Genomic DNA, 17,994 nt, shown 5'->3' on the forward strand with positions numbered 1-17,994 from the left:
GACCCTTCAATCGCGCATCATGCGGCCGAATCTTCCTGCAGCCTGCCGGATATGTCATGCGCCGACATAGGCCTGCCCATCAGATAACCTTGAAGCTGATCGCAGCCGGCCTCTCGCAAGATCGCCGCCTGGCGGCTGTTCTCGATACCTTCAGCGGTCACGGGAATCTGCAGGGCGGTCGCCAGGGAAATGGTCGCCCGAAGGACATCGGCGCCGTTGGCGCCTTCATCGAGAGCGGATACAAGCGAGCGATCGATCTTCATGCGATCGAACCCGAACTGCCGCAATGCGCCAATGCTGGCGTAGCCGCAGCCAAAATCATCAAGCGCGAATTTTATCCCGACGCGCTTGAGCTGATCAATCGACCGCCGGGCCTGATCCGGATTTGTCATCAGGACGCCTTCGGTGATCTCCAAGGTCAGCCGCTTTGGATTGAAATCGAGTTCCTGCAGCACTGAAATCACTTCCGCGGCAAATTCGGGATTGCAAAGCTGGATCGGCGAGACGTTGACCGACAATGCCAGATCGGGCCAGTTCGTGGCATGCTCGATCGATGTTCTCAGCATGTGGACGCCGAGCGCGTCGATGAGGCCGCACCTCTCGGCGAGAGGGATGAAAATCTCCGGGCTGATGTTTCCCGTTGACGTTCGCCAGCGCGCCAGCGCTTCAAGACCGGTGACAGCGCCTGTCGTGGCAGAGACGAGCGGCTGGAAAACGGCCTCGATCGCACCGCTGCTGATGGCTTGTTTCAACTGACCTTCCAGTTCGGCGACCCGTTGGCGCTCCTGGTCCAGCTCCGGGTCGTATTCGATCGCCTGGCCTCTACCATTCGCCTTGGCACGATAGAGAGCCATGTCCGCTCTGCGGAGAAGCTCCAAGGGCTCGATGTCTCCGTCGCGTGCGGCAGCTCCGATGCTTGCTCCGACTTCGATCGTTCGTCCGCCGATTTTGAAGGGTTCGGCAAACTGCGCCAGAATGGTCTTTTCCATATCGTCGCAGGTGGCATCTCCAACATGCACCAGCGCAAATTCGTCGCCCCCCAGCCTGGCCGCGGCAACGACCTCGGGATGGCAGACCAGCAGGGCGTTCGAGACCAGTCGGATCAAATCGTCGCCGACCGCATGCCCCCAGGCATCGTTGACGGCCTTGAAGCCATCAAGATCGACCAGATAGAGCCGTAGTGGCGAAGCGCCCGAACTCTCCAACTCTTCCAGCAGGCTAAGAAGTCCATGTCTGTTCAACAGGCCGCTCAGGCTGTCATGGCCCGCTTCGAACAGCGCTGCTTGCGCCAATTGGCGCAGGCGTCGCGCCTCGGAAGCGCCGACCATCAGCACGCCGATCAGGAACAGCGCAAGGATGGCGACAGCGGCCGCGACATAGGGCGTGACTTGATGAAACACAGTGCTTCCAGGGGCTTTGCTCGGCCAGACGAGATAGCCGATGACGGCGCCTTTCATGTCGGTGATCGGCGTGTTCAGAAATTCCGGCCGGGGCTTCGTCTCAAGATGCAGGCCTTCGAGTTCGTGTTCGTCCGAGAGCGTGTCGAGAACTTCGGACGTAAATTCCTTGTAGAAGCTCAGAGTGCTGAGCTTCGGAAGCTCGCCGGCGGTCTCGAATGGCTGGATCGCCTGCGATGCGAGCAGAGCGATGCCATTTTCGGTCTTAATGAAATTGACCAGCGGCGCCCGTTCGGGATCGGCAGCCGCGTTGGTCTGCCGAAAAAAGCCTTCGCCGAAAAAGGCGCTCGGCTCGAAGGGCTTGCCCTTGGCATATGCGGAGACGATCGACGACCGGTCGGGACCGATAACGACCGCGCCGTCATAGAGCGCGTAATCCTCACTGGTCTTTCCCCAATTTTCAAAAGCCCAATCGGCGGCGGTCGGAGACGAGGCTGCACTATAGGCATCGTCCCATATGGCATTATCCGTCGTCGTCCCGCTCAGGCGCGCCACAAAGGCTGAGATCGCCGCACGGGCAGCGCGCGTGGCCCGCGCATCGTCGATCTCATTTGCCGACCGGGTCATCTTGACGACGACATGTGCCATCAGGCCGGTCAGAATGAGGGCGACGACAAGGAAACAGACCGTTGTCGCAACGATGGAAGAGGTCTGGGTGCGAACGTGCCTACTCGCAAGATTCGACGACATGCATATTCCGCAAAAGATGATTGCAAGGCCATGTCTGTGGGGACTGCAGGAGACATCATGTCCGCTATGCGCTGCAGACGGGATATAGCATTTTGACGATGTAGGCCCGATTAATGGGATTGGTTAAAAGCGTTCTATCCGGGAATAGAGGCGCGGCCATTGGCAGAAAGACGGGCCGTCATCGCCGCAAATCGGTACAGGCCCGCCATTGGTCAGCGCCGGTTTGCCGGCGCTGCTTAAACCTTGATCACATAATCCTTGCGAGTCGTTTCAACGACTTCCCACGTCCCCTTGAAGCCGGGTCTCAAGATCATCCGGTCGCCCGTCTTTAGATGAACCGGCTCACCGCCCTCCTCCGTCACGATCGAATAGCCAGACAGCAGGCTGAAATATTCCCACTCCTCATAGACGATCCGCCACTTGCCCGGCGTCGCCTCCCAGATGCCGGAATAGAGGCCGCCTTCGGCTTCCTCCAGGTTCCAGCTGCGGAAATGCGGATCGCCTGAAATGATCCGGCCGGGCTCCGGGGCGCCGAATTCCGGTTCGACGCCGTCGATGCCGAAGGTGATGAAATTTGTCATCGTCGTCAGGACCTCTCCGATATCAGATCTTCGAAAGCGCCTGTTCGAGATCGGCTATGATGTCCTTGACGTCCTCGATGCCGACGGAAAGGCGGACCACATCGGGCCCGGCGCCGGCGGCGATCTTCTGCTCGTCGCTCAACTGCCGGTGCGTCGTCGAGGCAGGATGGATGACGAGCGAACGGGTGTCGCCGATATTGGCAAGATGGGAGAAGAGCTCCAGCCCCTCGACCAGCGTCTTGCCCGCCTCATAGCCGCCCTTGACGCCAAAGGTGAATACAGAGCCTGCGCCCTTTTGCGAATAACGCTGCTGCAGGGCGTGGTTCGGGTCGTCGTCGAGGCCGGCATAATTCACCCAGGCGATCTTGCTGTGCGCCTTCAGCCATTTTGCGACGGCGATTGCATTGTCGCTGTGGCGCTGCATGCGCAGCGGCAGCGTCTCGATGCCGGTCAGGATCAGGAAGGCGTTGAAGGGCGAGATCGCCGGGCCAAGATCGCGCAGGCCGAGCACGCGGGCAGCAATCGCAAAGGCGAAATTGCCGAAGGTCGCGTGCAGAACCATGCCGTTATATTCCGGCCGCGGGCTCGACAGCATCGGGTAGTTGCCGGATTTCGACCAGTCGAAAGTGCCGCCGTCGACGATGAGGCCACCCATGGAATTGCCGTGGCCGCCGAGAAACTTGGTCAGCGAATGCACGACGATATCGGCGCCGTGCTCGATCGGGCGGATGAGATAGGGTGTCGCCATCGTATTGTCGACGATCAGCGGCAGGCCGTTGCGATGCGCGACCTCGGCAATGGCGGCGATATCGACGAAGGTGCCGCCCGGATTGGCCAGGCTTTCGATAAAGATGCCGCGCGTCTTGTCGTCGATCTGACTTTCGAAGCTTGCCGGATCGGCGGCATCGGCCCAGCGCACCTGCCAGCCGAAATTCTCGAAGGCATGGCCGAACTGGTTGACCGAGCCGCCATAGAGCTGACGGGCAGCGATGAAATTCTCACCGGGACGCAAGAGGTTGTGGAAGACGATCACCTGCGCCGCATGGCCGGAGGCGACGGCAAGTGCTGCCGTGCCGCCTTCGAGCGCTGCGACGCGTTCCTCAAGCACGGCCTGGGTCGGGTTCATGATACGGGTATAGATATTGCCGAAAGCCTGCAGGCCGAAGAGAGCGGCGGCATGATCGGAATCATTGAAGACGAAAGCGGTGGTCTGATAGATCGGCGTTATCCGCGCGCCCGTGGTCGGGTCGGGCTGCGCACCCGCGTGGATCGCCAGCGTGTTGAATCCCGGATCGTTCTTGGCCATGTTGTCCTCCCGTTCGTGTTGAACCGGCGGGATCATAGTCGCTCACGGACGAAAGTTAATATCGATCCGTTTTAACCCGCATGCGTTCGGTGGAAAATCCGTCTCCTCTTCCGGCAGGTCAGGCAATGAGACGGGGATATTCTATCGCCGGGCAACGGTTCATCACCACCTTGACGCCCGCAGCCTCCGCCTTTGCCGCGGCCGCATCGTCGCGGACATCAAGCTGAGCCCAGATGATCTGCGGCAACGGCTTCAGCGCCAGCGCCTCCTCGATCACCCCATCCAGATATTCGGCGGCACGAAACACGTCGACCATGTCGATAGGCACTGGAATGTCAGCGAGCCTGGCATAGACGGTGCGGCCCTGGATCTGTTTGCCCGCCTGCCCCGGGTTGACCGGAATGACCTCGTAGCCGCGCGACAGCAGGTAACCCATGACGCCATTGCTCGGCCGGGCCGGATTGGGCGAAGCGCCGGTCAGCGCGATGGTCTTTACCGAATGCAGAATTCCGGCGAGATAATCATCCGTATAGGCGTCGTGGTTCATGTTGCTTCTCCACTCCCGAAAGCCCAAGAGCATGATGCCGAAAGGTGTAGGCGGTTTTCGGACGGCATCAGGCCTCAAAATTCTTGATTTACATCGGCCCGCAGTTTTTTGCGTTGCCGTGAAACCGGCTGCGTGTCTTTTCCGTATATATGAATTGAGTGCTCCCGGAGGATAATCCGATGAAAAAAATCGCTCTTGCCCTCATGCTCGTGCTCGCCGCATCGCCGGCGCTCGCGATCTCGCGCTACAATCCGCTCGCCATGAGCTGCGCCAACGTGCGTGCCGCCATCCACAATCAGGGCGCCGTCATCTTCCGCTACCAGTCCCCGCGTGGCTTACCGCTTTACGATCGCTATGTTCGCAACAGCAATTATTGTGATGCGACCGAATATGCGGAGTGGACGCATATCCCCTCGAAAGACAATCCCCGCTGCCAGGTACTGAACTGCCAGAACATCCACAACCTTGACGGGATGCTGTTCGTTCCGCATTATCAACTCTGATGGTTTTGCCATCCTAACGGTCGCAGAGATGGTGCGTCTTTCGCGTTTACGCAAGTTCCGGGCTCAATCCCGCGCTGCGACTTTTCAAAGAATGCACAATCAAAAGTTTTAGATTTCCCGTGTGTCAAAGTTATAGAATAATATCTACATTTCAGCGGCATAGAATAATTGGTTGCCCATTTCTCGCAGATATATTCCCTTTTCGTTCGTGATAACGCCGCGCTCCGTTCCCCCGTCCATTAGAAACATCTCATAGTTGAAACGATCGCGTGGATTGAACGCATGTCGCGCGCACGTAAAAATTGCCCGAACGAGCCGCGATTGTTTCCATAATGAAAGAATGCTATTCGACATATGCACGTGTCCGCGACCGCTGCCTGTGCATTTCGTGCAAATCCCAGTTGTCCTTTCAGTAAATTGAAACGCCGAAGGCGAGGCGTTTCCGCTTCCATCATCTTTCCCGGACTCACTCTCTTGCCGCTCGACGTCATTCTGCTCGTTCTCTTCGGCGCACTGCTGCACGCGACATGGAACGCCATCGTCAAGGCGGGAAGCGATAAATCCCTCGATGCGGCGTTGATCTCTGCCGGGGGCGCGGTTTCGGCACTGCCGTTCTTGGCATTCCTGCCGTTGCCGCAAGCCTCGGCCTGGCCGTTCATCGGCGCCTCGGCCATCCTGCAGTTCGTCTATTTCCAGTTGGTGGCCGCCGCCTACCGGGCTGGCGATATCGGCCTGGTCTATCCGCTGATGCGTGGCTGCGCACCACTGCTGATCGCTGCGACAAGCGGTTTCATCCTCAAGGAAGATCTTTCCGGCGGCGCTCTTGCCGGCACGATGACGATCTGCGCCGGCGTGCTGACGCTCGCTCTGGAGGCGCGGCGCGGCAGTAGCCGCGCCGTCATGCTCTCGCTTGTCAACGCCTGCGTCATCGCCAGCTACACCTATGTCGACGGCATCGGCGCGCGCCTTTCCGGGAATGCGATTTCCTACACCTTGTGGATGTCGCTGCTGCCACCCGTCCTGCTGTTTTCCTGGGCGGTTTCGCAACGCGGCACCGTGGCCGTGGCGCGTCATGTTCGTCGCAACTGGTGGCGCGGCCTCCTCGGCGGCGCCGGCTCGATCGCGTCCTACGGGCTGGCCCTCTGGGCGATGACGAAAGCCCCGGTCGCAACCGTCGCAGCGCTGCGTGAAACCGCGATCCTCTTTGCGTTGGTGATCTCGATTACCGTCTTCAAGGAAAAAGCCAGCGCCTGGCGCTACGTCGCCGGCGTCGTCATCGCGATCGGCGGGCTGGTTCTGAAACTGGCGTAATTACTCGCCCTTCCATTCCGGCGTGCGCTTGCGGAGAAAGGCGCCGATCCCTTCCTGCGCATCCTGCGTCAGCATGCTGTCGACCATCACTTTGGTGGTATAATCATAGGCCGCCTCCACCGGCAGTCCGAGCTGGCGGTTGAACGCTTCCTTGCCGATCTTCAGCGTCAGCGGCGATTTGCTGGCGATGACAGCCGTATATTTGGAAACCACCTGCGCCAGATACTGCTTCGGCACGATGCGATTGACGAGGCCGAAATCCTTGGCGGTCGAGGCATCGATCGTCTCGCCGGTCAAAAGCATCTCCATCGCCTGCTTGCGGTGGGCGGCACGGGAAACGGCCACCATCGGCGTCGAACAGAACAGGCCGATATTGACGCCCGGAGTGCAGAAGGTCGAACTATCCGTGCAGATCGCCAGATCGCAGGAGGCGACGAGCTGGCAGCCGGCCGCCGTTGCAAGCCCGTCGACCTCGGCGATGACGGGCTTCGGCAGGTGCGCGATCTTCAGCATCAGATCGGCGCAGAGCCGGAAGGCCCTCTCGAAGAAACCAGCCCCCTGATCGTCATCAGCGCGATGGGCGCTCATTTCTTTGAGATCATGCCCGGCGGAGAAGACATTGCCGGTCGAGGCGATGACGACGACCCGCACATCCGAATCCGACGCGGCCGTATCAAGTTCGGTCATCAATCTCTTGAGTAGTGCGATCGAGAGCACATTGGCCGGCGGGTTGTTGAGCACGAGGCGCAACACGCCGTCGCGCAGTGAGCGGACCAGCAATCCATCCGCCCTGTCTGCGTCCGGGAAGGATACGATTTCGGCCATGATGCTGCTCCCTGCGTTCGATTGCCAGACGGACGTATTGCCACAAGGCGCCTGTAATTTCGAGCAGGATCCGCGTTTTCCGCACAGGTCGCCGCGGTCAGCACCAGAACCAGGATTTTGCGGTCTCCGCCTTTGCCTGTGCACGGGTCAGACCGATATCGCAAAGCTCGTTGTCGGTGAGTTCCGACAGCGTGCGGCGGCTGCGGCGCTTTTCAAGGCGATGCGCGACGACGGCCAGCAGCCACCGGCCCCAGCGCGCCCTTCCGCGAAGTCTCGACTGAACGATATGGTGCGATGTCGCAAGGATCTCGCTAATCTCCAAGGCCATCTCATTTTCCCTTTTTCGACGGATAAAAGATGCGCTGGATAATGCAGCGAAGGAAGCTTATGGATATTATGAGATGCATAAGGATTTCTTTTGTATGGCGCTCAACCTCGATCAGCTCGCGACCTTCGTCAACGTCGCCGATCTCGGAAGCTTTACGGCCGCCGCCGACAAGGAGGGACTGACCCAACCGGCCGTCAGCCTGCAGGTGAAAGGGCTCGAGCAGCGGCTCGGCGTCCGGCTGATCGAGCGTGTCGGACGGCGGGCGCAGCCGACCGCCGCAGGCCTCGACCTGCTCGTGCATGCAAGACGCCTGCTCCAGGACGCGGGTGCAGCTGAAGAAGCGATGACGCCCTACAGGGATGGGGCCAGCGGCCGCGTGCGCATCGGCAGCGGCGGCACGGCGTCGATCCACCTGCTTCCTCGCGCCATTGCCGCCGTTAGAAAATCTATGCCCGGCCTCGAAATTATCGTGCGCATCGGCGATGCCGACGACATTTTGCGCGACCTGGAGGCCAACAGCCTCGACATCGCCGTCGTTGCCTTGCCGGCTTCGGGGCGCAACTTCGAGATCGAACCATTCTACGAGGAGGAATTGCTGGCCGTCGCGCCCGCCGGCAGCCTCATGCCCGACGGCGGACCGGACGCCGCCTTCATGCGCGACAAGACACTGTTGCTTTATGAAGGCGGCAATACGCGACGGGCAATCGATGCGTGGCTCTCCGAACCGGATACCAGTGTCCGACCGGCGATGGAGTTCGGCAGCATCGAGGCGATCAAGGAACTGGTGGCTGTCGGGCTCGGCTGGTCGATCCTGCCGGGACTGGCGCTGAGGCGCGACCGGGCCAGCCTCGTGACGACATCATCGCTAAAACCGAAGCTCACGCGCCGTCTCGGCATGGTTCTGCGCCGCGACAAACACCTGACACGCGGGCTTCGCGACATCATGAAGTGCCTGCGCGAGTTCAAAGGTTAAGGCCATTTTCGCACCCGGCGGGCATGGAAAACGTCAGGGCATCGCAGTCCGCCGTTCGATCAATGTGTGGTGTCATAATACCTCACGCATAACCCATTGTTTTCGCTTTGATATTTTTCAGCGCGCCGAAACGACCGATATTGACCCAATATCACATTCCCTTTATACACCGTGCAGAACGCAGCCTGTCCGGGCTGCTTTCTTTTTGGCATGGCGCGAGCCTGCCAATCCAAGCAACAAGAAACGCCCTTCAAGCCTTCGGGCCAAGGGTCTCAAAAGAGAGTATTCACTATGGCAACCTTCTCCCAGAAGCCTGCAGAGGTGGAGAAGAAGTGGGTGATCATCGACGCCGAAGGGCTGGTCGTTGGCCGTCTCGCTTCCATCATCGCTATGCGCCTGCGCGGCAAGCACAAGGCAACCTTCACGCCTCACGTTGACGACGGCGACAACGTCATCGTGATCAATGCCGACAAGGTCGTTTTCACCGGCAAGAAGTATTCCGACAAGGTTTACTACTGGCACACCGGTTTTGCCGGCGGCATCAAGGAACGCACCGCGCGCCAGATCATCGAAGGCCGCTTCCCGGAGCGCGTCCTCGAAAAGGCCGTCGAACGCATGGTTCCGCGTGGCCCGCTCGGCCGTCGCCAGATGAAGAACCTGCGCGTTTACGCCGGCTCTAACCATCCCCATGAAGCCCAGCAGCCGGTCGCCCTCGACGTTGCCGTGCTCAACAAAAAGAATGTAAGGAGCGCCTGATCATGGCTGACCTCTCCTCCCTGAAGGATCTCGGCACGATTTCCGAATCTGCTGCTCCGGCCCACGTCCGCAAGGTCGACTCGCTCGGCCGCTCTTACGCGACCGGCAAGCGCAAGAACGCCGTCGCTCGCGTCTGGCTCAAGCCGGGCTCCGGCAAGATCATCGTCAACGGCAAGGAATTTGCGGAATATTTCGCGCGTCCGGTGCTGCAGATGATTCTGCGCCAGCCGATCGTTGCAGCTGCCCGTGACGGCCAGTTCGACATCATCGCAACCGTTGCCGGCGGCGGTCTGTCCGGACAGGCCGGTGCCGTTCGCCACGGCCTGTCCAAGGCGCTCACCTACTTCGAACCGGGCCTTCGCTCGGTGCTGAAGAAGGGCGGCTTCCTGACCCGCGACAGCCGCGTCGTCGAACGCAAGAAGTACGGCAAGGCAAAGGCCCGCCGCTCGTTCCAGTTCTCCAAGCGTTAATCGCTTCGGACAGACGGAATTACGAAGGCCGGGGCAACCCGGCCTTTTTTGTTGTGCAATCGGCTTCTGATAAAGGGCAGACCACTACCGCGCTGCGCGTCGTTCAGGACCCCAACGCGCAAAACCGTGCGGCGATTCTTTGGTAACGGCATGGGTCAAACAAAAGCAGAAAGAGCGCGTCTGAAAGATAGTGACGTGCTTTGGTTCTTCCTGGCGACGTGCATCAGTCGGAAGAAAGGGCGGCCACGCCGTTCCCATCCACCATGTCGTCTTGCCTGAGAGCGGCCAGGATTTCGTCGGCGACGGCTTCCGCACCCGCCGAGGTGAAATGCACCTTGTCGGAGATGAACGTCTTGCCGTCCCGCGCCAGATCGCATCGGCCCGCCTCTCTCCCGCAGAAAATCCTCGCCGGATCGACGCGCAGGACATGCCTGTCTTTGGGGCCGTCGAGATAGGCGTAGGAAGGCGACGATTGCTGGAGAAATTCATCCCGGGCGATCGTGATCGTCGGCGCCGGCGTGCCCTTGTGCATCAGTTTCGCAACCTTGGCTGCGATCTCCGTGTCACCGCGCGGATGCGGATAGACGATGACGACGCGGATGCCGGCCGATGTCAGCGCGCCGACGGTTTTGTCGAAAGCATCCCTCAACCTCTGCCCCACGTCTGATGTCGCGATCTCTTCGCCGTTGAAGATGTATCGGGATTGCTCGAAAAAGATCTTCCAGGACGCGGCGAGGAAAACCGTTTTCACCTGGCTCTTGACGAGGTAATCGATCGCCGCGGCGTTGAAAGCGCCGCAATCGCGCGCCTGGTGGGGGACCATCGAGACGTCGGCGACCGGCGCACAAAAGCTGTGTGTGATCTGCTGCAGGCCGATATTCATGCCGTCCAGGCGCTTGGCCAGCGCCGGCGTCAGCGACGATGCGAGGGAATCTCCGAGGATGGCGTATGTCTGGGCGTGGCTGCCGTTGAATATGCAGTCCTCAATCGGCATTGCATCCCAGCCCGACGAGCCCTCGAAAAGGCAGGTCTTGCTCCAATCATTGTCCGCCATGAATTCCTTGATCGGCGTCGGCAGCCGCCATGGAATGCCGCGCGTGTCATGGCCGTAAATGCCGAAGGCGATGAAGGCTGCAAGGATCAGGGATACAGATGCGACCAGGCTGCGGCTGGACGGCAGCAATCGACGCTCGCCCCTGCGGAACGGCTGCTCGACAAAACGCCAGGAGACATAGGCGAGCACAAGAGAAAGGCAGGCGAGAGCGCCCATCACGGTCAGCGGGGGCGGATCGATACTGCGGATCCGCGCGAAGGCAAAAAGCGGCTGGTGCCAGAGATAGGCGCTGTAGCTGATCTGTCCGATCATGGTGAAGGCACGGGTCGAAAGCAGTGCCGCCACCCAGGTTCCCTGTCGCGCATGGAGCAGCACGAGCATCGTGCCGACCACAGGAACCAAAGCGAGCGTGGAGGGAATGGGCGAGGTTTCGTCGAAATAGAAGACGGAGAAGGCAATCATGCCGAACCCGAGGAGCGACAACGGATCGCTGCCGCGCTTTTGCCCCTTCAACTGCACCAAGCTGCAGATCGATCCGGCCAGAAACTCCCAGGCCCGCGAGGGCAGGAAATAGAAATTGGCCGAGGGAAAGACTCGCGAGGCCCACTCGCTGTAGGCAAGGCTGGCACACGCGATCGCAACCAGGACCGCAAACAGCCAGCTCGGCTTGCGTTTCCACATGAATAGGATGAGCAGCGGAAAGAACATGTAATACTGTTCTTCGACGGCGAGGCTCCAGAGGTGGAGCAGCGGCACCTCTCCTGCCTCCGGCGCGAAATAGCCGCTCTTGAACCAGAACAGGAAATTGGCGCCGGAAAGACTGGTAGCAATCAGGCTATCTGAGAAGGCGCGAAACTCCTCCGGCATGACCCAGAGCCAGGCAAAGGGCAGACAGCACAGGACGACGAGAAACAGCGCCGGCAGCAGCCGGCGGGCGCGGCGCTCATAAAATGCCGCCAGCGAGAATGAGCCGTTACGCATCTCCTCAAGGATAATCGAGGTGATCAAAAAGCCGCTGATCACGAAGAAAACGTCGACACCGATGAAGCCGCCGCTGAAGACACTGAAGCCCGCATGAAACAGAATGACAGGCATCACCGCGGCCGTCCGCAGGCCGTCGATCTCTCTTCGGTAAATCACTTAAATATTCCTGAGATATAATGTACTTGCCAACGATGCGGGACCGAATCTACAACCCGGCCTTGCATAGGCAATCGGCATTTTTCCTGCAAGTATGAATTTTATAAAAAATTTGACTAAACCACCGCTTTTATCGCTATCGGCGGTGCAGGAGAAAGAGTGTTCCGTTGCCGAGCCCCGGCTACACTGCTAGACAAGGGGCAAATGGCTTCGCAAGCGAGCGGAGCCGCAGCCAGGGGCGCATGATGGGAGCAACCAAGTCCGCAGACAAATAGGCCGCAACAACTCTGCCCTGTTGTTGCGGCGTCTGTCCGGCCAATCCTGATACTGATGAAGAGACAGATCGCCGCCGAATGAAATCATTTGAGCGGGTTCTTTCCCATGTCTTATCCCAAAATCCAGCAGTGGACCTATTCCGTGCCGACAGCCTTGCTGCTGATGGCGCCTTTCGACCTCCTGGCCTCGCTTGCCATGGACATCTATCTGCCGATTGTGCCGGTCATGCCGGCGGCGCTCGACACCTCGCCGGCCGTCATTCAACTGACCCTCAGCCTCTACATGCTCGTGCTCGGCGCCGGGCAGATCGCCTTCGGGCCGATTTCCGATCTTGTCGGACGACGGCCCGTCCTGCTTGCAGGCGCGGCACTCTTTACCGCTTCCTCCTTGCTGCTTGCCGCTTCCTCCTCGGCTCCGCTCTTCGTGGCCTTGAGGTTGCTGCAGGCCATTGGCGCGTCCGCGACCATGGTCGCGACCTTCGCAACCGTGCGTGACGTTTACGCCGGGCGTCCTGAAAGCACCACGATCTATAGTCTTCTCGGCTCCATCCTTTCCTTCGTGCCTGCTTTGGGGCCGATCACCGGGGCCGTGATCGCCGCCCACTTCGGCTGGCGCGCCATTTTCCTCGTCATCGGCCTGCTGTCGGTTGCCGCGCTTTGCAGCGCCAGTATGCGGTGGCCGGAAACCCGCCCTGCCGTAACCGCGAAGATCGCTCTGCGCCCAATCCTCACCAGCTTTCCCTTCTGGGTCTATACAGCGGGCTTCAGTGCGGCGATGGGCGGCTTCTTCGTCTTCTTCTCGACGGCACCCCGTATCCTGATCGATAAAGCCGGTTTCTCCGGCATTGGCTTCAGCTTCGTCTTTGCCACGGTGGCGCTGGTGATGATCGTGACGGCGCGGTTCGCCAAACGCTTCACCATGCGCTGGGGCGTTGCAGGCAGCCTTGCCAGAGGCATGGCAACGCTGCTTGTCGGCGCCGTGCTGCTTGCCATTGGAGAATTGTTTCTGCAGCCCTCCTTCACCAGCTTCGTCGTGCCGATGTGGATCATCGCGATCGGCATTGTCTTTGCGACGGCGGTCACCGCCAACGGCGCGCTCGACGCCTTTGGTGACACGGCGGGAACCGCGGTCGCATTCTATTTCTGCGCCGAGAGCATCATCGTCGGCGTTGCCGGAACCTTGTTCGTGGTTCTGCTCGGCGGCGACAGCGCCTGGCCGCTCGTGGGCTATGTCTGCGTGACCGCGCTGACGACCTTGGCTGGATTGTCGCTCCTGCCCGAGCCGACCTGAGAAACAGACGGGCAAAGGTCGGCCGCTCGATAATAACGAGCGGCCGTCATCCGAACGATTGCTTGAAATCTGCCGGCACCTCGCCTACCCCTTTTCTCGCGCAGGGGATGGACCGATCTCCTCGCGAGAGATCCCCCCGCCCGACGCTCCGGCTTCGAATGGCGGCCCTGTGGTGTTGCGTCCACATCGAACGCGACAATGGTTCTGCGACCGAAAAAGGAGCACGACTTGGCGAACAGATCGATTGACCACGCCTTCACGGCGACCAGCCTGAATTCCGCAGCCGGCGACCCGACTTTTGCCGGGGCACTGTCCTTCATGCGCCGCCGCTTCACCAAGGAGCTCGCCGGTGCCGATGTCGCCGTCTGGGGTATTCCCTTCGATGCGGCAACCTCGAACAGGCCGGGCACGCGCTTCGGGCCGCAGGCGATCCGGCGCGCCTCGGCGATCTTCGACAATGATCCGCAATACCCTTTCAACCGCGATCTCTTCACTGATATGGCCGTCATCGACTACGGCGATTGCCTGCTCGACTATGGCAATCATCAGGATACGCCTGGCGCCATCGAACGCCAGGCCAACGTCATCCTCGACAGCGGCGCCTTCCTGCTGACGCTCGGCGGCGATCATTACGTCACCTGGCCGCTGCTGAAAGCCCATGCGGCAAAACATGGGCCGCTCGCGCTCGTCCAGTTCGACGCGCACCAAGACACCTGGTTCGATGAAGAGCGGCGCATCGACCACGGTTCCTTCGTCGCACGCGCCGTCCGCGAGGGCATCATCGATCCCGACCGCTCGATCCAGATCGGCATCCGCACCCATGCGCCGGAGGATTGCGGCGTCAATATTCTTTACGGTCATCAAGTCGAGGAGATGAACGCCGGCGACATCGCCTCGGCGATCATCTCGCATACGCGCGGAGCGCCCGCTTATCTCACCTTCGATATCGATTGCCTCGATCCGGCCTTTGCGCCGGGCACCGGCACGCCGGTTGCCGGAGGGCCGTCGAGCGCCAAGATCCTCTCGGTGCTGCAGCGCCTGCACCAGCTCGATATCCGCGGCGCCGATATCGTCGAGGTATCGCCGCCCTATGACCATGCCGATATCACCGCCATTGCGGGGGCAACGGTGGCGATGTATATGCTGGGGCTTCATGCCGAGCGACGCGCCATCGCCGTGTCACAAGGCTGACCTATCATCCTAAAGTGAATCCGGAAACCTTCTGAACCCATTGAAAGCGCAGGTTAACATGGCACCGAAAATCTTCATCGACGGCGAACACGGCACGACGGGTCTGCAGATCCGCACGCGCATGGCTGGCCGCCGCGATGTCGAGCTTCTGTCCATTCCCGAGGCCGAGCGGCGCAACGCCGCCATGCGCGAGGACATGCTGAACAGCGCCGACATCGCCATTCTCTGCCTGCCCGACGACGCGTCGAAGGAAGCGGTGCAGATGGTTTCGGCCAACAACAATGTCCGCGTCATCGACACCTCGACTGCCTTCCGCATCAATTCGGGCTGGGCCTATGGCTTTGCCGAAATGGACGGCGCGCAGGCCGACAGGATCAAGGCCGCCCGTTTCGTCGCCAATCCCGGCTGCTACCCTACGGGCGCGATCGGCCTGATCCGGCCGCTGCGCGCCGCCGGCCTTCTGCCGGACGGTTATCCGGTGACGGTCAACGCGGTCTCCGGCTATACCGGCGGCGGCAAGCAGATGATCGCGCAGATGGAAAATGCGGATCATCCGGATGCGATCACCGCGCCGCATTTCCTCTACGGCTTGCCACTCACCCACAAACATGTGCCCGAAATGACCGTGCACGGCCTGCTCGACCGCGCGCCGATCTTCTCGCCGTCGGTCGGCAAGTTCGCACAGGGCATGATCGTGCAAGTGCCGCTGCACCTCGGCAACCTCGCCGAAGGCACGACGATGGAGAGCATTCATGCCGCCCTCGTCGCCCATTATGCCGGCCAGGATATCGTCACCGTCGTGCCGCTCGCCGAAAGCAAGGCCCTGCCCCGCATCAATGCCGTCGAGCTCGAGGGCAAGGACACGATGAAGCTCTACGTCTTCGGCACGGCGGGCGGCTCGCAGGTCAATCTGGTGGCGCTGCTCGACAATCTCGGCAAGGGCGCGTCGGGTGCTGCCGTGCAGAACATGGACCTGATGCTTGCCTCCTGACCTCTTGACGCTGGATGCACTTATCGCCGGCGTGCACGCATGGTTTGCCACCACACTGCCCGCCCATGGCATCTATGCGCTGATGGCCTTTGCTTTCATCGCAGGGCTTGCCCGCGGCTTTTCGGGCTTCGGTGCCGCGCTGATCTTCGTTCCGCTCGGCGGCGCGATCGTCGGACCGAAGCTGATCTCGCCGATTCTGATCGTCATCGATGGCATTGCCTCACTCGGGATGATCCCGCCCGCCTGGCGCGGCGCCAACCGGCGCGAGGTCTTCGTCATGGCGGCGGGTGCCGCCCTCGGCATCCCGGCCGGCACGGCGATGCTGGCGTTGCTCGACCCGCTGGTCCTGCGCTGGAGCATTACGATTATCGCGATCAGCTTGCTCGCGCTCCTCGTATCGGGATGGCGCTACCAAGGTGAGCCATCCGCGCCGCTGACCAGCGGCATCGGCTTGATCGCCGGGTTATTCAGCGGCGCCGCGCAGCTCGGCGGACCGCCAGTTGTCGCCTACTGGCTCGGCGGCAAGAGCGACTTTACCCGCGTCAGGGCGAATGTCGTGCTCTATTTCTCGATCTCGACCGTTTTAAGCGTCATCAGCTACTATATCGGCGGACTGTTCGTGCCTGCCGTCTTCGCGCTCACCGTCGTCACCTTGCCGAGTTATGCGGTCGGGCTCTACGGCGGTTCGAAACTGTTCGGGCTCGCCGAGGAACGGACCTTCCGCATCGCCTGCTATGTCCTGATCGCCGGCGCCGCGATCATCGGCATGCCGTTGCTCGATGGCGTGCTTCGTTAGACATCTATGTCAGGTCGGCCTGCGCCAGGCAGCCGCCACCCGCTTCAACCTTGCTCTGCGATCATCGTCTCGTGTGGGTACTCGCCGTAAAAACCGCGCCAGTTGGCCACCGCGAAACCGAAAACCACCAGGGCGCCGGCCTGATGCAGCAGGCCCCAGTGAAGCGGCACCTGCATCAGCAGCGTGGCGATGCCGATCGCGGCCTGCAATGTCACCAGCGCGAAGAGCACGACGGCGCGGCGTGCATGGGTGGTCCATGGTGCGGCGCGCAGCGCGATCACCATGTTGATCAAGGTCAATGCGAAGAGCGTATAGGCGCCGATGCGGTGGATGAACTGCACCGTCTTCGGGTTCTCGAAGGCATTGATCCAGAAGGGCTGCTGGATCAGGAGATCCGACGGGATGACGGCGCCATCCATCAACGGCCAGGTATTGTAGGAAAAACCGGCGTCGAGCCCCGCCACCAGGGCGCCGAGATAAATCTGGAACAGTGCGAAAACGGCGATCGCGGCGGCAAGACCACGCGAGCTTCGCGCCGGCGCCGGATCGCTGGAATGCCTGGAAAGCCCGCGCATGATCCACATGCAGCCGGCAAAGATCAGGCAGGCCATCACCAGATGCGTCGCCAGCCGGTACTGGCTGACATCGGTGCGGACGGACAGGCCAGACGACACCATCCACCAGCCGATAAACCCTTGCAGGCCGCCAAGCGCCAGGATGCCGACGAGCGGCCAGCGCAGGCGCCTTTCGATCCGTCCCGTCAGCCAGAAAAAGATGAGCGGCAGCGCGAAGATCACACCGATGCCGCGGGCGATCAGCCGGTGCGCCCATTCCCACCAGAAAATGCCCTTGAACTCGTCGACGGTCATCGAGCTGTTCAATTGCTGAAACTCAGGAATGCGCTGATAGAGGCGAAATTCCTCCTCCCATTCGGCAGCCGACAGCGGCGGGATGACGCCGTGGATCGGCTTCCACTCGGTGATCGACAGGCCGGAATTGGTCAGCCGCGTGGCGCCGCCGACGAGCACGAGACAGAAGAGCGCCAAAAGCACGAAACCAAGCCAGAAGCGCAAGGCGCGGCGGTCGCGGTCCTGTTTGCGCACTTCGCTCAGGATCGCCTGTTCCGTGGTGGGGTTTGCGACAGCCATGATGTCTCCTTCTATCCGGCAGTTGATTTGCCCCACCGGCTCATGCAAAACAAGCCCCGAACCTTTGCGGCATGCCGTCGCGCCGGTTTCGACCTGTCCATGCCGAGAGATAATTGATGCCCATCCGCCTCCGCAAATTCATCGGCACGATCCTCATCATCGTGCTCGTGCTGGTCTATGCGCTGGTGGCGAACACGATCGCGGTGGCAACGCTCGGCAACGCGCCCTGGTGGGGACACCTGCTCTATTTCCTGCTCACCGGCCTGCTCTGGGTATTGCCGGCGATGGTGATCATCAAGTGGATGGCCGGACCGCGACAGCAATAGGCCATTAACGGCCGAATAACCGTGATCGGCGGAAA

At 60.9% G+C, this 17,994-nt stretch carries 18 protein-coding genes; 10 read left to right on the plus strand and 8 right to left on the minus strand.

What is annotated here, in order from left to right:
• Window positions 1–17: 17 nt before the first annotated feature.
• From RCCGE510_RS00695 to RCCGE510_RS00710, 4 genes are all read right to left on the minus strand, one after another.
• On the minus strand, window positions 18–2,147 hold the full coding sequence (locus tag RCCGE510_RS00695) for a bifunctional diguanylate cyclase/phosphodiesterase (protein WP_007626213.1): 2,130 nt from the start codon (window positions 2,145–2,147) through the stop codon (window positions 18–20).
• Between the two features lie 236 nt (window positions 2,148–2,383).
• Complete coding sequence (locus RCCGE510_RS00700) at window positions 2,384–2,728, minus strand: cupin domain-containing protein (RefSeq protein ID WP_007626214.1); 345 nt, start codon at window positions 2,726–2,728, stop codon at window positions 2,384–2,386.
• 22 nt (window positions 2,729–2,750) lie between these two features.
• On the minus strand, window positions 2,751–4,034 hold the full coding sequence (locus RCCGE510_RS00705) for an O-acetylhomoserine aminocarboxypropyltransferase (protein ID WP_007626215.1): 1,284 nt from the start codon (window positions 4,032–4,034) through the stop codon (window positions 2,751–2,753).
• 118 nt (window positions 4,035–4,152) lie between these two features.
• Window positions 4,153–4,581, minus strand: coding sequence for a CoA-binding protein (locus RCCGE510_RS00710; RefSeq protein WP_007626216.1), 429 nt, complete (start codon window positions 4,579–4,581; stop codon window positions 4,153–4,155).
• Window positions 4,582–4,760: 179 nt separating this feature from the next.
• Between RCCGE510_RS00710 and RCCGE510_RS00715 the strand changes: the two genes are divergently transcribed.
• Together RCCGE510_RS00715 and RCCGE510_RS00720 are read left to right on the plus strand one after the other, a co-directional pair.
• Window positions 4,761–5,084, plus strand: coding sequence for a hypothetical protein (locus tag RCCGE510_RS00715; RefSeq protein ID WP_007626217.1), 324 nt, complete (start codon window positions 4,761–4,763; stop codon window positions 5,082–5,084).
• A 474-nt stretch (window positions 5,085–5,558) separates the two neighbouring features.
• Window positions 5,559–6,395 (plus strand): EamA family transporter, encoded by an 837-nt coding sequence (locus tag RCCGE510_RS00720; protein ID WP_007626218.1) that lies wholly within the window; start codon window positions 5,559–5,561, stop codon window positions 6,393–6,395.
• On the opposite strand, the gene RCCGE510_RS00725 is transcribed toward RCCGE510_RS00720, so the two are convergent.
• Window positions 6,396–7,220 (minus strand): enoyl-CoA hydratase, encoded by an 825-nt coding sequence (locus tag RCCGE510_RS00725; protein ID WP_007626219.1) that lies wholly within the window; start codon window positions 7,218–7,220, stop codon window positions 6,396–6,398.
• Between the two features lie 97 nt (window positions 7,221–7,317).
• Entirely contained in the window at window positions 7,318–7,548 is a 231-nt protein-coding gene (locus RCCGE510_RS00730) for a DUF1127 domain-containing protein (RefSeq protein WP_007626220.1), read from the minus strand.
• A 73-nt stretch (window positions 7,549–7,621) separates the two neighbouring features.
• Between RCCGE510_RS00730 and RCCGE510_RS00735 the strand changes: the two genes are divergently transcribed.
• The 3 genes from RCCGE510_RS00735 (at window position 7,622) to rpsI (ending at window position 9,747) form a co-directional block, all read left to right on the plus strand.
• On the plus strand, window positions 7,622–8,521 hold the full coding sequence (locus RCCGE510_RS00735; RefSeq protein WP_007626221.1) for a LysR family transcriptional regulator: 900 nt from the start codon (window positions 7,622–7,624) through the stop codon (window positions 8,519–8,521).
• A gap of 291 nt (window positions 8,522–8,812) precedes the next feature.
• A complete protein-coding gene (gene rplM, locus RCCGE510_RS00740) occupies window positions 8,813–9,277 on the plus strand; it encodes a 50S ribosomal protein L13 (protein ID WP_003573970.1) in 465 nt (154 codons plus the stop codon).
• A gap of 2 nt (window positions 9,278–9,279) precedes the next feature.
• Entirely contained in the window at window positions 9,280–9,747 is a 468-nt protein-coding gene (gene rpsI, locus RCCGE510_RS00745; RefSeq protein ID WP_007626222.1) for a 30S ribosomal protein S9, read from the plus strand.
• Window positions 9,748–9,970: 223 nt separating this feature from the next.
• On the opposite strand, the gene RCCGE510_RS00750 is transcribed toward rpsI, so the two are convergent.
• Window positions 9,971–11,941, minus strand: coding sequence for an acyltransferase family protein (locus RCCGE510_RS00750; protein WP_007626223.1), 1,971 nt, complete (start codon window positions 11,939–11,941; stop codon window positions 9,971–9,973).
• 381 nt (window positions 11,942–12,322) lie between these two features.
• On the opposite strand from RCCGE510_RS00750, the gene cml reads away from it, so the two are divergent.
• The 4 genes from cml (at window position 12,323) to RCCGE510_RS00770 (ending at window position 16,485) form a co-directional block, all read left to right on the plus strand.
• A complete protein-coding gene (cml, locus tag RCCGE510_RS00755; protein ID WP_007626225.1) occupies window positions 12,323–13,507 on the plus strand; it encodes a CmlA/FloR family chloramphenicol efflux MFS transporter in 1,185 nt (394 codons plus the stop codon).
• A gap of 228 nt (window positions 13,508–13,735) precedes the next feature.
• The gene (speB, locus tag RCCGE510_RS00760) at window positions 13,736–14,698 is read left to right on the plus strand and encodes an agmatinase (RefSeq protein ID WP_007626226.1); all 963 of its coding nucleotides are present in this window, start codon (window positions 13,736–13,738) and stop codon (window positions 14,696–14,698) included.
• A gap of 58 nt (window positions 14,699–14,756) precedes the next feature.
• Complete coding sequence (argC, locus tag RCCGE510_RS00765) at window positions 14,757–15,689, plus strand: N-acetyl-gamma-glutamyl-phosphate reductase (protein WP_007626227.1); 933 nt, start codon at window positions 14,757–14,759, stop codon at window positions 15,687–15,689.
• 4 nt (window positions 15,690–15,693) lie between these two features.
• Entirely contained in the window at window positions 15,694–16,485 is a 792-nt protein-coding gene (locus RCCGE510_RS00770) for a sulfite exporter TauE/SafE family protein (RefSeq protein ID WP_007626228.1), read from the plus strand.
• A 44-nt stretch (window positions 16,486–16,529) separates the two neighbouring features.
• On the opposite strand, the gene RCCGE510_RS00775 is transcribed toward RCCGE510_RS00770, so the two are convergent.
• A complete protein-coding gene (locus RCCGE510_RS00775) occupies window positions 16,530–17,633 on the minus strand; it encodes a COX15/CtaA family protein (protein WP_007626230.1) in 1,104 nt (367 codons plus the stop codon).
• A gap of 116 nt (window positions 17,634–17,749) precedes the next feature.
• Here RCCGE510_RS00775 and RCCGE510_RS00780 point away from each other — a divergent pair, with 116 nt between their 5' ends.
• Window positions 17,750–17,959, plus strand: coding sequence for a DUF2842 domain-containing protein (locus RCCGE510_RS00780; RefSeq protein ID WP_003578517.1), 210 nt, complete (start codon window positions 17,750–17,752; stop codon window positions 17,957–17,959).
• Window positions 17,960–17,994 lie beyond the last annotated feature (35 nt).

It is taken from the genome of Rhizobium sp. CCGE 510 (genome assembly GCF_000292525.1).
GTDB lineage: Bacteria > Pseudomonadota > Alphaproteobacteria > Rhizobiales > Rhizobiaceae > Rhizobium.

What these genes read in the sequence shown, in the direction of transcription:
- RCCGE510_RS00695 (WP_007626213.1), bottom strand. Translation starts at nt 2,147, where the DNA reads ATGTCGTCGAATCTTGCGAGTAGGCACGTTCGCACCCAGACCTCTTCC.
- RCCGE510_RS00700 (WP_007626214.1), bottom strand. Translation starts at nt 2,728, where the DNA reads ATGACAAATTTCATCACCTTCGGCATCGACGGCGTCGAACCGGAATTC.
- RCCGE510_RS00705 (WP_007626215.1), bottom strand. Translation starts at nt 4,034, where the DNA reads ATGGCCAAGAACGATCCGGGATTCAACACGCTGGCGATCCACGCGGGT.
- RCCGE510_RS00710 (WP_007626216.1), bottom strand. Translation starts at nt 4,581, where the DNA reads ATGAACCACGACGCCTATACGGATGATTATCTCGCCGGAATTCTGCAT.
- RCCGE510_RS00715 (WP_007626217.1), top strand. Translation starts at nt 4,761, where the DNA reads ATGAAAAAAATCGCTCTTGCCCTCATGCTCGTGCTCGCCGCATCGCCG.
- RCCGE510_RS00725 (WP_007626219.1), bottom strand. Translation starts at nt 7,220, where the DNA reads ATGGCCGAAATCGTATCCTTCCCGGACGCAGACAGGGCGGATGGATTG.
- RCCGE510_RS00730 (WP_007626220.1), bottom strand. Translation starts at nt 7,548, where the DNA reads ATGGCCTTGGAGATTAGCGAGATCCTTGCGACATCGCACCATATCGTT.
- RCCGE510_RS00735 (WP_007626221.1), top strand. Translation starts at nt 7,622, where the DNA reads ATGCATAAGGATTTCTTTTGTATGGCGCTCAACCTCGATCAGCTCGCG.
- rplM (WP_003573970.1), top strand. Translation starts at nt 8,813, where the DNA reads ATGGCAACCTTCTCCCAGAAGCCTGCAGAGGTGGAGAAGAAGTGGGTG.
- rpsI (WP_007626222.1), top strand. Translation starts at nt 9,280, where the DNA reads ATGGCTGACCTCTCCTCCCTGAAGGATCTCGGCACGATTTCCGAATCT.
- cml (WP_007626225.1), top strand. Translation starts at nt 12,323, where the DNA reads ATGTCTTATCCCAAAATCCAGCAGTGGACCTATTCCGTGCCGACAGCC.
- argC (WP_007626227.1), top strand. Translation starts at nt 14,757, where the DNA reads ATGGCACCGAAAATCTTCATCGACGGCGAACACGGCACGACGGGTCTG.
- RCCGE510_RS00775 (WP_007626230.1), bottom strand. Translation starts at nt 17,633, where the DNA reads ATGGCTGTCGCAAACCCCACCACGGAACAGGCGATCCTGAGCGAAGTG.
- RCCGE510_RS00780 (WP_003578517.1), top strand. Translation starts at nt 17,750, where the DNA reads ATGCCCATCCGCCTCCGCAAATTCATCGGCACGATCCTCATCATCGTG.